Origin of the sequence: Cupriavidus basilensis OR16, from assembly GCF_000243095.1 — a bacterium.
Lineage (GTDB): Bacteria > Pseudomonadota > Gammaproteobacteria > Burkholderiales > Burkholderiaceae > Cupriavidus > Cupriavidus basilensis_D.
In genome coordinates this window covers 1-14758 of the sequence record NZ_AHJE01000079.1, presented here as the reverse complement: position 1 = coordinate 14758, position 14758 = coordinate 1, and the positions used below count along the sequence as shown (strand labels likewise).

Here is a 14758-nt window from a genome sequence, read left to right as displayed (position 1 = left end):
GATCTCGATGCTGACCATTTCGTTCTCGCTGGATGGCCTGGCGGAGCTTGGCTTCGAGCACGCCACCGTGCTGATGCTGCTGATTGCCAGCATGGCTTCGCTCACGGCCTATGTCCTGCATGCCGCGCGGCGGCGCCGTCCGCTGTTTGCGCTCAGGCTGTTTCGCATCCATACCTTCAGCGTGGGGCTGCTGGGCAACCTGTTTGCGCGTATCGGCAACGGCGCCATGCCATTCCTGATTCCGCTGACGCTGCAGGTCAGCCTGGGTTACTCGCCGTTCCAGGCAGGCATGATGATGCTGCCGATCACGGCGGCGGGCATGGCATCGAAGCGGCTTGCCACGGGCTTGATCGAGCGCCATGGCTATCGCAAGGTGCTGGTCACCAATACCTTCGTGGTGGGGCTGGCGATGGCGTCGTTCGCGCTGATCTCGCCCACCCAGCCGCTGGCGCTGGTCCTGGTGCAACTGGCGATTTTCGGGGCGGTCAATTCGATCCAGTTCACCGCCATGAACACGGTCACGCTGAAGGATCTCGGCACGGCCGGGGCCAGCGGCGGCAACAGCCTGCTGTCGATGGTGCAGATGCTCTCGATGAGCCTGGCGGTGACGTCGGCCGGTGCGTTGCTGGCGACGTTCCAGGGCACCTTCGGCCGGCACGGCGCCACCAGCCCGCTGCCGGCGTTCCATGCCACGTTTATCTGCGTGGGGCTGATCACCTCCGCCTCGGCCTGGATCTTCCTGCAACTGTCCCCGGACGTGGCTCGCCCGGCCGGCAAGAAAATCGAAGACGCGACCGAGATGTAAGGAAGCCAGCCTGCGCGACGGCGGCGGCGCTCGCCCGTACCGGCGGCAACGCGCCCCTCTCGCCCGTACGCGCCGGCGAGGGCCTCAAGCCAATCGCTCAATCTGCCAAAAATGCGCGGAATGTAAATCATCGTAAAAAAATGATTTGCGTTTTGCCGTCCTGAGGCACGCAGGTAGCAGGTATTAGCCAACCCGTGGCTGGTGCCGGCGAGCAGAGTTGCCCCTCGCCGGTGCGCCATTTTCTCCAGGAGATTGCCATGAAAGCACTCAAACTCAAGTCGATTCGTCGCCAGCGCGGTCAGGGCATGACCGAATACATCATCATTGTCGCGCTGATCGCGGTGTCGGCCATTGGCGTGTACGCCATGTTCGGCCAGACCATCCGCCACCAGACCGCCGCGCTGGCCTCGGAAATGTCGGGCAAGACCGCCGAGTCGCAGAACAATATCAACCGTGCGGGCGAGGACTCGGGCCAGGCCACCAACAAGGCTAACCAGAGCAAGGGCCTGAACAACTTCAACGTCGGCAACGACACCGGCTCGAACTGATCGGGCAGGGAAGACGCACCATGCGCAGGCCGAGCCTTCGTGGCACGGCCGCGCCTGCCCGGCAACGAGGGCAGGCGCTGGCCTTTGCCCTCATTTTCCTTGCCGTGGGTGCGCTTGCACTCTATACGGCATTCAATGCTTCGCAGCTGACCAGCGCGAAGTCCAAGCTGCAGAACACCGCGGACGCCACCGCTTATAGCCTGGCGATCCTGCAAGCGCGCGACTATAACTTCGCGGCGTATACCAATCGCGCGATGGTGGCCAACCAGGCTGCCGTGGCGCAGGTGCTCAGCCTGAAATCGTGGATCGAAGAAGTTGACGAAACGGCCGGCAGCAACCATCTCGTGGACAAGGAGGTCGATACGTTCGCGGACCTTGGCATGATCCAGTGGAGTACGCCGAAGACCATCGCGCGCCCGATCATCGCGCCGCTCAAGGCCACCATGAACACCATGGCGCCCAGCGCGGTGAAAGGCCTGGATATCCTCATCGGCTCGCTGTCGAAGGCGCAGGAAGCTTATCGCCTGGCGACGATCACCGCGCTGCCTTTCGTGGCCGAAGAGGTCGCGCAGCAAAACCAGCCCGATACCCACGCCGACGACGGCTACTTCGCCACGCTTGGTGGCGTCAAGCTGCTGGCATGGAAGAACTTCGTCAAGCGGACCAACCCCCAGCAAGAGGCGGGGCGCACCGGCGGGCGCGACCGCTTTGCCGATGTGGTTACCGATGCCGACACGCTGGACGGGTTCGTGCCGTCGCGCGGCGATGTGCGCACGCCGTTTGTCGCCAGCACGGCCATCAAGGGGTGCAAGGTGCCGACCAGCTTCATGGGCGTGGGCCAGCCGCATTCCGGCGCGACCCAGCTGCGGCCGGACCTTGGCGGCTGGGAGGCGCTCGACGGCACCGCCGCCGAAGGGGCCGTGGTGTGTTTCTATCCGCCCGAGCCGGTGCCGTTCGTACTGCCGATCCTGGAATCCGTCGGCCGCGGTGGCGCCGCTAACGGCCCAGGCGGCAGCTACTCCGGGCGCAACGGCTACAACAACACGGGCCATATCGGCGAAACCTTGACGAGCGCCGCCGCGCTGGCTACCGTGATCCAGTACAAAGCCGGCCCCGGCACCTCGCTGGACAACAGCAGCCGCGCCGGCCTGCAGGCCTATAACGACCTGGCAACGCCGGCCAATGCCGCGCCGCGCAGACAGGACGACGGCTTCAACCGCGCTCCCGCCATTACCGTGCAGGTCAAGCGGGACATCGATACCACCCGCACCAGCAAGGCCCTGCAAATTGGTGTGCAGCGCACGCAGCTGCAGGAAGCCTCGCCATCCAGCCAGATGCGGGCGCTTGCCAGCGGCAGCGCCTATTTCATCCGGCCGCGCAGCGGCGGCGGCGCGGGCGCCTTGCTCAACCCAGGCGCCTGGCGGCGCGCGGACAACCGCTTTGAATACCCGAGCCTGTTTAGCCCTTATTGGCAGGCCTCGTTGACCGATACCACCACCATCGAACTGGAAGCGGCGGCGGCCGCGCAATCCGCGGGAGTGCCATGATGCGCGCGTCAAACTTTACCAGGGCGCCGCGCCGGCGGTGCCGCCAGCGCGGCCAGGCCATCGTGGAGCTGGCCATCGTGGCCGCCAGCGTGCTGGTCTTGCTGTTCCTGGCGCTGGCCATGCTGGGGCGCTTTGGCGACGTGCGCAACAAGGCCCTGATGGCGAGCCGCTATGCCGCGTGGGAGCGCACCGTCTACCTCGACGACGCCGACTGGAACCGCTATGGCGAGGCGCGCATCAAGACCAGCGAATCGATCCGCAGCGAGTTCGTGCAACGCATCTTCGGCCACGACGCCCCGCAACTGACGGCGCAGGACGGCTCGCGCGCGGCGCTGCCCGCGGGCGGCACGCCGATGTGGCGCGACATCAACGGCACCAATCTGCTGGCCAGCTACGACGACGTGCAGCTCAATACCTCGCGTACGGGCACCGGCACATTGCTGGACACCGCGGTCTCCGTGCTGGACGCGGGCGGCACGGTCGGCGTCGGCTTCGACCTGCCCAACCGCAACCAGCAGCGCGCCGCGGTGCAGCTTTCGCTGGGCGCCAACAGCCCGACGCTGCGGCGCCTGTGGCCGGGCTGGACCGGCTTCACCGCTGCCGATACCAATGTACTGCTGACCAATGGCTGGACCCCCGACGGCCGCGACGGGAGTGGCAAGGGCGGCGCCCTCGCGCAGATCGGCAATGCGGCGCCGCTTAGCCGCGCCGAGATGTTCGGCGGCCTGGCGTTCAAGAGCCTGGTGCTGTTCGCGCCGGACATCAGCGGGCTGGACCTGGGCAAGATCGCGCCCGACGTGGTGCCGGACGACAGGCTGGGGCAATGATGTGCGCTAACGTACGACGCAGTGGCCGTTGCGGCCGCGCCCGGATCCTGCGCGCGCTCCTTGCGGCGCTGGCGTTTGCCGCCGGCGCCGCCGGCATGCCCGGGAGTGCGCTGGCCGCGAACTCTGCCAGCACTTGCGAGCGCATGCCAGTCAAGCCGGCACGCGCCGCCTGGATCGGCGAGGACACACTGGTCGACGGCATGCCGATGTCAGTACTGGCGGTCTACTTCAAGCAATCCGTGCCCGAGGTGGTGAGCGCGTACCGCGCTTACTGGGACGAGCAGGCGCTGCCAGTGCGCGGTGCCCGCAACAAGCTCGGATGGCTGCTGACAGCTACCGATGGCGACTGCAGCTACGTGCTGCAACTGCCCGATGGCACCGGCGCCGATGGCATGGCGCGCGGCGTGTTCAGTGCCATGCGCTTGCGCAAGGCCGACCTGCCGCCCGTCGTGGGCTCGCGCTTCATGCCTTTGCCGCAAGGCGGCAGGGTGGTGTCCGATGTGGTCAGCCGCGACCCGCTGACGGTGGCGCGCACGGTGGTGATGGAGCTCGGTGGCAGCCCGCGGCGCGCACGCGAGAATTTCCTCGCCGAGTTGCAGGCCGCCGGCTGGCGGTCCCTGTCCGATGCCGCGGCGCTCAAGCTGCCGGGCCGGCCTGCCACCGGCGCCTTCGCCGCTGCCCTGCAAAAGGAGGGCTACCAGCTTGACGTGACGTTCGTGCCAAGCGGCGCAGCCACGCAGGCGGTGATCAACCTGGCAAGGCCACTCTGATGAAGCGCCTTCGCACGGCCAGCCCGGCATGCCGCGGGCAGCGCGGCCAGGCCTATGCCGAGTACGTGGTGATGCTGGTGGTGGTGATCCTGCTGTTGATCGTCGGCGGGGACAGCTCGCCCATCAACCTGCTGATCGGCGCGTTCAAGTCCTTCTACCAGTCCTACAGCTTTGCCATCGCCGTTCCATAGGGCGATGGCCGCTGCCCGGCGCGCAGGCGCGCCTTCCCTTGTTGTTTCGTCCAACCCGATTCCAACCATTCATGCTGAAGAAGATCAAAGTCCAATCGCTGGCCAGCAATCCGTGGGTCCTGCTGGTGATCGCCGTGCTGGCCGCCGGCTTGCTGACTTTCTGGGTCTATCGTTTCCTCGACGGGCGCGAGGCGGCCATGAAGGCGCGGCTGGCGGCGGAGATGAACCGGCACAAGCGCGTGGCCGTGCTGGTGCCGGTACGCGACGTGCCAGCGGGCACGCCGATCGGCAACAGCGACTTCGCCTCGCGCGACGTGCCGGCGGACCTGGTGTTCGAGGACGTCATCCGCGCCAGCGACTTCGACTCCCTGTCCAACCTCAAGCTGGTGCGGGCCGTGAGCCGTGGCCGGCCGGTGCGGCGCGCCGACGTGGAAGCGCTGCAGGCGCGCGACTTTTCCGACATGCTCGAAGTGGGCAAGCGCGCGTTGACCATTGAGGTCGATGCGCTCAATTCCGCCGACAAGATGCTCAAGCCGGGCAACCATATCGATCTTTACCTGATCAGCTCGGCCGGCGCCGCCACCGCGGGCGGTGCCGCCGCCGACAGCAAGGCAAGCGGCAAGACCGCACGCCTGCTGCTGTCCAACCTGGCCGTGATCGCCACGGGGCAGGACGTGCGCCCGCGCGACCTGGGCGAGGCCTTCGAGCGCCAGCGCAGCGCCCAGCAGGCGGGCGGCGACCCGGCGCTGGCTGGCTATGACAGCCTGACCCTGAGCGTGAGCCCGGAGCAGGCCGCGCGCATCGCGCTGGCACAGAAGGTCGGGTCGCTGCGCGCGGTGCTGCGCAACGCCACCGACAAGAAAGCCACGCCGGCCATCACGCTGAACGAGCAGGCGCTGTACTCCGACGATGTGGATACCGAGGCGGTGCAGTACATCGTCGGCGGCAGCGGCAAGGGCAACCTGCTTTCCACCGTGCCCGAGATGCCCGACGCCGGCATCCAGTCGGTCGCCGGCGTGGCCGCCGGCGCGGACGCCGCGCTGGCGGCCGCGCAGAAGCTGGTCGGCGCGCAGCAGGCGAGCATGGACCGGCTGTCCAGTGCCATGAGCGGTGCCGTCCAGCCCGGCAACTGACGCATTTTCCGATTCATCGGCCGAGCCGTTGGGCGCCGCCGGATCGCCCGTACAGGGTTTCCCTCTAATCCAATCTTCGTCAACTGAGCGATTGCATGTCCAGTCAAACTAGAGCCGCCGGCATGGCGGCCACCCGGGGTCGGGTTCTCGTGGTGGTTTTTGGGGCCGTACTAGGCGTGCCGGCATGGGGCGCCGCCGAGGCGGGCGACGCGCCGGCCGCCACCGCACCCAGCAACGCCGGCGTGGTGCGCGGTGTGCCCGGCAGCGTCAGGCCGGGAATGCCTAGCACGCCTTACCAACCCGCGCGGGCCCAGCACGAGGTGATGCTGTTCAAGGGCGAAGTGCGCGTGCTGGATGTGCCGGGCACGATCAAGCGCGTGGCCGTGGGCGACGGAGCGCTGGTCAGCAGCACCGTGGTCGACAAGAAGCTGGTGCTGCTGGCGGAGAAGCCCGGCGTGACCAGCCTGGTGATCTGGAACGAGAGCGGTGTGGCCGTACAGACGCGGCTGCGCGTGACCGACCAGGACCTGGGGGATGCCGCCGAGCAATTGCGCGCCACGCTGTCCACCTTTGTGCGCCAGCTCGAGGTGACTTCGCGCGGCAACTCGATCGTGCTGCGCGGCTTTGTCCATCCGGACCGCAAGGACGATCTCAAGGCCGTCATCGACCGCTACAAGATGGTTACCAACCTGATCCGCCCGGAAGACGGCGGCCCGCTGAAGAAAGCGGTCCACTTCAAGGTGCAGATCATGGAAATCACCAAGACCGGCATGGAGAACATCGGCATCGCCTGGGACAAGCAGATCAACGGCCCGCAGGCATCCGCCGCCGGCAACCTGGTCAATACAGGCCGCTACCGGACCCCGCCGGTGCTCAACGGCAGCCCTTACGACTCGGTGCCGGGCAGCGTGGGCGGCGCGGCCAGTGGCCTGTTCCTCGGCGTGGCGACTTCGATCTTCTCCAAGATCAACCTCGCCATCAGCCGGGGCGATGCCTATGTACTGGCGGCCCCGGAGCTGAACACGCGCAGCGGCGGCTCGGCCAACTTTCTGGCCGGCGGCGAAGTGCCGATCCCGATTGCGGGCGCCTTCGGCGCGCAGACCGTGATCTACAAGCAGTATGGCATCAAGCTGGAAGTCAAGCCGGCGGTCGATGGCGACAACGTGATCACCACTTCGCTAGGCACCGAGATCAGCCAGATCGATCCTTCGGTCTCGTTCGGCGGCTATCCTGCCTTCCTGACGCGGCGCACCTCGTCGGAGCTGACGCTGCGCCCGGGCGAGACCATCGCCATCTCCGGCCTGGTGACGTCCCAGGCCAGCAATGCAATCGACAAGGTGCCGCTGCTGGGCGATGTGCCGGTGCTGGGCCAGTTGTTCAAGTCCACCAACTTCCGCAATAACAAGAGCGACCTGGTGATTTTCGTCACCCCGTTGATCTACGACCCCAATGCGCCGGCAAACGAGAACCTGATGGAGCGCGCGCAGGGCATCGAGCGCAACTACCGCTACGAGAACGGCGATCCCAGCCCGCTGCCGGAGATCGACCAGCGGCGCGAGAAGGAGATCGACGACAGTGCTACCCGCGCCCGCCTGCTCGAGCCGGTGCGGGGCGTCGATCGCCTTTACCAAGGCGGTTGAGCCCCGGGGACGAACATGTTGAAACTCACAGTCACCGGCCGCAACGGCGCCAGCGAAGTGTTCCAGGTGGGCCAGGCCTGCTCGATCGGCAAGGATCCGGCCTGCGACATCGTGCTCAAGGGCCTGTTGATCGGCAAGCTGCACGCGCGCATCGACAACCGTGGCGGGCATTACTACCTGGAAGACCAGGGGGCGGCATCGCGTCCACACTGATCAACGGCAATCCGGTGAGCGCGTATGGCCCGCTGAACGAGACGGATCGCATCGAGATCGGCAATTACACGCTGGCCGTTGAGCTGGCGGGACAACGCGCCGGCGGCGCCGGCACGCCCCAGCAGCCCAAGCCCGCGCAGCCCGTGGCGCAGGCAGGCCGCCCGCAACCGGATCCGGCCGGCGAAGCCCCCGCCGCGCCGATGCTGGCGCAGGACGCCCTGCGCCCCGCGCCGATGCCGGCGGCCCCCGCCAGCCCGCCGCCGGCGGCGGCGGCGCCCCGGCCAGCCCCGCCGGCGCCACCGGCATCCAGGCCCGAGCATTCGCGCGACACGCTGGCGCCCATCAACAGCCCCTACGGCATCGAGCTGCGCAAGGCCGCGCACCAGGGGCTGATCAATGCCATGGACCTGCGCCGGGTCAACGTGGCGCGGATGCCGGAGGATGAGTTGCGGCAGATCGTCGGCGCCCTGCTGGACGAGTTGCTGGCCAACGATCCGCGCTTCGACTCGTCGCGGATTCCGCGCGAGGTGCTCAAAAAGAGCGTATTCGACGAAGTGATCGGCCTAGGCCCGCTGGAAGAACTGCTGGCCGACGACGCGGTCTCCGAGATCATGGTGAATCGCCATGACGAGATCTTCGTCGAGCGCTCCGGCCGCCTGACGCGGTCGTCCGTGATCTTCACCGACGATCGCGCGGTGCTCGGCGCCATCGAGCGCATCGTCGCGCCGCTTGGACGGCGTATCGATGAAAGCTCGCCGATGGTGGATGCGCGCCTGAAAGACGGCTCGCGTGTCAATGCGGTGATCCCGCCGCTGGCGCTCAAGGGCCCCAACATCACCATCCGGAAATTCTCGCGGCGCAAGCTGCAGGCGGAAGACCTGGTGCATTTCGGCTCGATGTCGCCGCAGATGGTCGAGTTCCTGCGGGTGGCAGTGGAGCGCCGCGCCAATATCGTGATCTCCGGCGGCACGGGTTCGGGCAAGACCACGCTGCTCAACGTGCTGTCCAACTTCATCCCCGACGACGAACGCATCGTGACGGTGGAGGACGCAGCCGAGCTGCAACTCAGCCAGTCCAACCTGGTGTCGCTGGAAGCGCGGCCCGCCAATATGGAGGGCAAGGGCGCGGTGCACATCCGCGACCTGGTCAAGAACTGCCTGCGGATGCGCCCGGATCGCATCGTGGTGGGCGAATGCCGTGGCGGCGAGGCGCTGGACATGCTGCAGGCGATGAACACCGGCCACGACGGCTCGCTGACCACCGCGCATGCCAACTCGCCGCGCGATTGCCTGTCGCGGCTGGAGGTGATGACGCTGATGGCGGGGCTGGATCTGCCGGTGCAGGCCATTCGCGAGCAGGTTTGCTCGGCGGTGGACATCATCGTGCAGCAGACGCGTTTCTCCTGCGGCTCGCGCCGCGTCACCTATATCACCGAGGTCAGCGGCATGGAGACCGGCGTGGTGCAGTTGCAGGACGTCTTCGTCTTCAAGGAAGACGGCTATGGCCCGGACGGGCGCGTGAAAGGGCGCTTCGTCTCCACCAGCTACATTCCCGATTTCTACCAGGACCTGATCCGCCGCGGTATCTCGGTGGATACCGGGATCTTTGCCGCGCAGGACGCATGAGGCAGGACAACGACAGGACAACGACAGGAAAAAGGGATCCATCATGGAAACCGTGATCGTATTGGCCGGCGCATTTGCCGTCACGATGTTCCTGGCCTGGGGCATGCTGTTCCACGGCAGGAAGTGGTTCGTCAAGCGGACCCAGCGGGTGGCGTCGGAGGTCGAGTCCAACCTGGCCGACCTGTTTATCTTCATCAACACGCAGCAGGTGGCGGGCCTGAGCGCATTGATGGTGTTCGTGCTGCCGATGGTGGTGTACGCGGTGTCGCAGAACGTCTTGTTCACCGCGGTGTCGGTGCCCTTGAGCTTCATGCTGCCGCGGCTGTGGGTGCGGCGCATGCAAACGCGGCGCCTGCGGGAGCTGGAGGAGCAGTTGCCCGATGCCTTGCTGATGATGTCCGGCGCGCTGCGCGCCGGGGCGAGCTTCCCCATAGCGCTGGAGAGCGTGGCGCAGGAATCGCGCCCGCCGATCTCGCAGGAGTTCGACCTGCTGTTGCGCGAGATACGGCTCGGCGTGGACCTGATGGTGGCGTTGCGCAATATGGAGCGCCGCATCCCCGTGCCGGACTTCCTGATGGTCACCGCCGCCATCTCCATCTCGCGCGAGGTGGGCGGCAACCTGGCGGAGACGTTGGAGTCGGTCGCGCGCACGCTGCGCGAGAAGCAGCAGATGGAAGGCAAGATCCGCTCGCTCACCGCGCAGGGAAAGATGCAGGGCTGGGTCATGACCGGGCTGCCCATCTTCCTGATCTTCGTGCTGCGCCATATGGAGCCCAAGGCGATGGCGCCGTTGTTCAACACGCCGATGGGCTGGGGGACGCTGCTGGTGATCGGGGTGATGGAATTCATCGGTTACCAGGCGATCCGCAAGATCACCAATATCGATGTCTGAAGGCAACGCAAAGGGAGCGCAACCATGACGCTGTTCGTGATCTTCGTGATGTGCCTGGGCCTGGTGTTGCTGCTCGGGATCCTTGGGTATTCCCTGACCCGGCTCACCCGCGCGGTGCCCAGCGAGAACCGGGAATACCTCGATCCGCTGCCCAAGTACCTGCGCTCGCTGTGGCCGGTGGTCAAGTTTGCCGAGCACCATTTCCTGGGGATCGTGCCGGCTGCGGTGTTGTCGCGTGCCCAGGAGCAACTGCGCCTGACCGGGATGTCGTTCCTGATGAGCGCCCCGCAGTTCATCGCGCTGAGCCTGGTCTCCGCGGTCCTGTTCGTGGCGCTGCTGTTGCTGATGATGCTGGGCCTGGACGCGGTCTCGCCGATGGTATTGCTGGCCGGCGGGCTCGGTGGCTTCTTCTACCCGCGCCTGTGGCTGCGCGACGTGCGCAAGCGCATTACGGCGCAGGTCATCAAGCAATTGCCCATCTTCCTCGATTTCCTCACGCTGAGCGTGGAGGCGGGCCTGAACATCAACGGGGCCATGACGCATGCCGTGGAGAAGGGCCCGGAGGGCACGCTGCGCCGCGAGTTCGAGCATGTGCTGCGCGATCTCAAGTCGGGGCTTGGCCGCGCCGACGCGCTGCGCCGCATGGATGACCGCCTGCGCATGAAGGAAATCACCAACTTTGCCGGCGCAGTGATCCAGGCCGAGCGCATGGGCTCGGGCCTGGCCGCGACGCTGCGCTTCCAGTCCGAGCAGCGGCGTACCGAACGCTTCCAGCGCGCCGAGAAACAGGCCATGGAAGCGCCCGTCAAGCTGATTTTTCCGCTGGTAGTGTTCATCTTCCCGGTCACCTTTATCGTGCTGGGTTTTCCCATCGTGATGAAGTTCATGCAGGAGGGCCTGCTGTGAAGCGCGGAATGCTGCGGCGGGGCGCGCAGACACTGTGCACGCGGGTGGAGCGCACCGAGCATGCGCGCGAGCGCATGCGCGGGCTGCTGGGGCGCGACCTACTGGCCGACCAGCAGGCGCTGTGGATCACGCCCTGCAACGCCGTGCATACGGTGGGCATGCGCATGCCGATCGACGGTCTTCCTGGCGGCGGACGGCACCGTGCTGGCGGTGCACCACGTGGTGCGGCGCAATCGCTGGCGCGCTCACTGGCGCGCGCGCGCCGTGCTGGAACTGGCCGCGGGGCGCGCCGGCGCATTGGCGCTGCAGCGCGGGCAGGTACTGGAATTCGAGGAGGCGGCATGAGTGCGTCGCGACCAGGCGCGCGGGCTGGAACCCGCGGCGCGGGAAACCGTGGCAGGGGCGCCAGCATGGCGGAATTCATCATCGTGTTGCCGCTGCTGCTGCTGCTGTGCCTGGGCATCATCCAGTTCGGGCTGCTATACCAGGCCAAGGCCACGCTGGACTACGCCACGCTGCAGGCCGCGCGCGAAGGCGCGCTGAACTACGGCCGTGCCTCGGCAATGCGCAGCGGGCTGGCGCGCGGCCTGGCGCCCCTGTTCGCCCATTCGGCCGGACTGGTTGGCCAGCAGTCGGCATTGCTCTATACGAACACCATCGAGCTGTCCAAGCCGCAGGCTTACCGCATCGATGTGATCAACCCGACCAACGCGGCCCTGCAGGACTTTGGCCGGGCCGGCGAGTATGCGGGCAGCACGGTGCGCGAGATTCCCAACGACACCCTGATGTTCCGCAACACCACGCCGGGTGGCAGTTCCGGCATCTCGGTGCAGGACGGCAACCTGCTCAAGATCCGGGTGACCTATTGCTATGCCATGTACGTGCCCTTCGTGAACCGCACCATCTTTGCGCTGATGAACAAGATCAACAATGTCTACAGCACCGGCAAGCCGGGCGTGGATGTGCCGCTGGCGCCCAACGCATGCTATCTGCTCTCCACGGCGGAAGGCAGCTGGCGCATTCCGCTGGAATCCGAGGCCATCGTGCGCATGCAGACGCCCTTCCGGGGAGGCTGAAGCATGGGCGCGAGGCGATGGGCGTCGAGGCTGACGCTGGCGCTGGCGGGCTTGCTTGCCTTGCTGTGCGTGCCCGTGGCATGGGCTGGCATGGAAGTCAGGCGCGCGGACGGCGTGGAGATCATTACCAGCCGGCCTGCGCCGGAAGCGGTGGCCGGGCGCGCTGGCGGCGGCACGAAGGGTGGAGAGCCTGCCGCGCCGAATGCGTCGGGAGGCGGGGAGGGCAGGCGGCCCCAGGCTCGCGGCGCCGAAGTGCAGGACATGGCGCGTCCCCCCACCGGCCGGGCGGAAGTCACGGAGCGGGGCGGGGGGGGGGGCGCGGGGGCCAGTCTCGACCCGTTGCACAAGCGCTTGCGCGCGACGGAGGCGGTTTTGCAGGAACAGATTAGCGAATACAATCGGGCCTTGCTGGCCGAGTCGGCACCGGAAACACTGGAGCCGCTCGAAGACGCCATCGGGCGCACGCTGGACCAGATCGATGTGCTGGTCCGCAATGCGCGAGCGCGCGTGCCGTGAGGCCGCGTGGCGCATGGCCTCGAGCGCAGGGGGCTTTGCCCGGCAGCGCGTCCGCTGCCCTCTGCCCGTGCGCCAGCATCGCTTACGTTTCGTCCCGAACCTGCCTCCCAGCCAGGCGTCGCTCCAAGGAGTCTGCTTTTGTCCCGGTCAACACCCGTCCGTGCCCTGATCACCCTCGCCATATCCGCAGCGCTGCTCGGCGGCCTTGCCGGCTGCAAGCGCAAGCCGCCCGCTGCTGCCGCGGACGCTGCGCCGCCGGTTGCCGCCTCGCAGCCCCAGGCTGGCCCGGTCGCCCCGTCCCAGCTGGCTTCGACGGCCGCGGCGCGGCCCGAGGCTGCTCCCGCTGCCGCGCCCCCAGGCCGTCAATATGGCCGGGCTGTCGCAAGGCGCCTTCGTCGTCAACAAGAAGGAAGGCGACGCCAAATGGATCCCGATGCTCAACGAACTCCCGGATTCGGTGGGAACGCTGGTCAACGGCGATAGCTACGAGGCGGTGATCGCGCTGGCGGTGCCGGCCACGCTCACGCGCCTGCGCTTCGACAGCTTGTCGGCGGGCAGCGAGAAATCCTCGGCGCGGCACGCGCAGGTGCAAGTCTCGGCGCAGGGCGAGGGTGGCCCCTGGCAGACGGTGTTCGATGCCGACCTGGCAAGGCCGGACGCCGGCAAGGGCGCCACGCAGGACGCCGCGCTGGCGCAGCCGGCACGCGCGCACTGGTTGCGCGTGGTGCTTACCGGTGGCGCAGACGGCATGATTGGCCTGAAGCAGTTCATGGCCTTCGGCATGCCGGAGCAGGCTGGCGCGCAGACGCGTGACATCAGCGGCGTATATCGCTTCGGCAACAACTTCGATTCCAGCGGCTTCGTCGTGCTGCGCCAGGAGGGTTCGTCGGTGACCGGTTGCTATGGCGACGGCCAGGTCAGTGCCGGCCAGCTCAAGGTGCGCAGCGTGGCCGGGACGCTCACGGGTGGCGTGGAACCGGGCACCTACCTGCGTTTCGTGCGCGATAACGCCGGCAAGGGCGCGCGGCGGGGCGTGGTCTCCTTCAGCCAGGATGGCAAGCAGGCGGTGGCGCTGGAATTCCCGGCCGACGGTGGCGCACAGGCGCGCGCCTTGCGCAACGTAGTGGCCGGGCCGGGCTGGAAGCTGGCGGCGGCAAAGGGCACCTGCCCCGGCGCCGCCGAGGATCCGCTCACCACCGCGCTGGAGCAGGAAAGGCGCGTGGCCCTCTATGGCGTGAACTTCGACCTGGACTCCGACGTGCTGCGCGGCGACAGCCGCCCGGCGCTAGACGCCGTCGTCAAGGCGGCCCGCGCGCATCCCGACTGGAAGCTAGGCGTGGAAGGGCACACGGACAATGCCGGTGGCGAGCAGCATAACCAGGGCTTGTCGGAGCGGCGTGCCGCCAGCGTGGTGCGCTACCTGACGCAAGCCGGGATCGCCGGGGACCGGCTGAGCGCGCAAGGTTTCGGCGCCAGCAAGCCGGTGGCACCCAACGAGACGCCGGCCGGGCGCGCGCAGAACCGGCGCGTGGAATTGGCGCGGCAATGACAGTCCGCGCCGCGCTGCCTGGGTCCGTGCTGTGGCTGGCCATGCTGACCATGCCGCTGGCCGCGCGCGCGGAGCTGAGCGTGGCGCACGAGCGCGGTGTCATGTGGCTGCAGGGCGGCGCCCGGGCGCTGGCCGCGAGTGGCGACGCGGCCCGGACGCCTTCAACGCGCCGCGCGGCACTCTCGGTGGTGGCCGCCGCAAGACAGGTCGCTGCCACGCGCAACGGCAGTGCCGGGGAGCGAGGCCGTAGCAGTGGCATCGATGGCATGGCGGATACCGATGGCTTCGGCGCCAGCGCTGATACGGGCCGCGAGATGGAAGCCGCCAGCGCCGTTCCCTTTGTCGGATATCCGAGCCGGGCCATTGCCCAGCCGCTGGGGCTGGCTTCGCTGGCGCGGCCGGGGATACCCGGCGGCGAGGCCGCGGTGATTCCCTTTGTACGGCAGGCCGCCAGCGACTACCGCCTCGATCCCGCGCTGCTGCTGGCGGTGATCCACACCGAGTCGGGCTTCAATCCGCA

Annotated in this window: 13 protein-coding genes and 2 pseudogenes; all 15 read left to right on the top strand. The window is 67.6% G+C overall.

Translation table 11 applies throughout. The features are described from left to right. Positions 1-805, top strand: an 805-nt coding sequence (locus OR16_RS26505) for an MFS transporter (protein WP_006161397.1), incomplete at its 5' end; no start/stop codon positions are given. A 257-nt stretch (positions 806-1062) separates the two neighbouring features. Then, positions 1063-1353, top strand: coding sequence for a Flp family type IVb pilin (locus OR16_RS26500; protein ID WP_006161396.1), 291 nt, complete (start codon positions 1063-1065; stop codon positions 1351-1353). Between the two features lie 20 nt (positions 1354-1373). Next, complete coding sequence (locus OR16_RS26495) at positions 1374-2900, top strand: Tad domain-containing protein (protein WP_006161395.1); 1527 nt, start codon at positions 1374-1376, stop codon at positions 2898-2900. Further along, the gene (locus OR16_RS26490) at positions 2897-3727 is read left to right on the top strand and encodes a hypothetical protein (RefSeq protein ID WP_050983120.1); all 831 of its coding nucleotides are present in this window, start codon (positions 2897-2899) and stop codon (positions 3725-3727) included. Before OR16_RS26495 ends, OR16_RS26490 begins: the two co-directional genes overlap by 4 nt. Beyond that, complete coding sequence (locus OR16_RS26485) at positions 3724-4497, top strand: hypothetical protein (RefSeq protein ID WP_043421222.1); 774 nt, start codon at positions 3724-3726, stop codon at positions 4495-4497. The genes OR16_RS26490 and OR16_RS26485 overlap by 4 nt, the downstream gene beginning before the upstream one ends. Beyond that, positions 4497-4688 (top strand): hypothetical protein, encoded by a 192-nt coding sequence (locus OR16_RS26480; protein ID WP_006161392.1) that lies wholly within the window; start codon positions 4497-4499, stop codon positions 4686-4688. The genes OR16_RS26485 and OR16_RS26480 overlap by 1 nt, the downstream gene beginning before the upstream one ends. Positions 4689-4759: 71 nt before the next feature. Then, a complete protein-coding gene (gene cpaB, locus OR16_RS26475) occupies positions 4760-5821 on the top strand; it encodes a Flp pilus assembly protein CpaB (protein WP_006161391.1) in 1062 nt (353 codons plus the stop codon). A gap of 95 nt (positions 5822-5916) precedes the next feature. Continuing rightward, the gene (locus OR16_RS26470) at positions 5917-7461 is read left to right on the top strand and encodes a type II and III secretion system protein family protein (RefSeq protein WP_237717236.1); all 1545 of its coding nucleotides are present in this window, start codon (positions 5917-5919) and stop codon (positions 7459-7461) included. Between the two features lie 15 nt (positions 7462-7476). After that, a pseudogene (locus OR16_RS26465) lies at positions 7477-9299 on the top strand (ATPase, T2SS/T4P/T4SS family). A 43-nt stretch (positions 9300-9342) separates the two neighbouring features. Continuing rightward, complete coding sequence (locus tag OR16_RS26460; protein ID WP_006161389.1) at positions 9343-10191, top strand: type II secretion system F family protein; 849 nt, start codon at positions 9343-9345, stop codon at positions 10189-10191. Between the two features lie 24 nt (positions 10192-10215). Next, positions 10216-11097: a type II secretion system F family protein gene (locus OR16_RS26455; protein WP_006161388.1), complete on the top strand. Its 882-nt coding sequence runs from the start codon at positions 10216-10218 to the stop codon at positions 11095-11097. Further along, a complete protein-coding gene (locus tag OR16_RS47840) occupies positions 11094-12173 on the top strand; it encodes a TadE/TadG family type IV pilus assembly protein (RefSeq protein WP_337459875.1) in 1080 nt (359 codons plus the stop codon). Before OR16_RS26455 ends, OR16_RS47840 begins: the two co-directional genes overlap by 4 nt. Positions 12174-12176: 3 nt before the next feature. Further along, entirely contained in the window at positions 12177-12689 is a 513-nt protein-coding gene (locus tag OR16_RS26440) for a hypothetical protein (RefSeq protein ID WP_006161385.1), read from the top strand. Positions 12690-13056: 367 nt separating this feature from the next. Further along, positions 13057-14238 (top strand): OmpA family protein, encoded by a 1182-nt coding sequence (locus OR16_RS46410; RefSeq protein WP_006161384.1) that lies wholly within the window; start codon positions 13057-13059, stop codon positions 14236-14238. Beyond that, a pseudogene (locus OR16_RS44930) lies at positions 14235-14758 on the top strand (hypothetical protein); the annotation flags it as partial. The gene OR16_RS46410 and the pseudogene OR16_RS44930, both read left to right, overlap by 4 nt.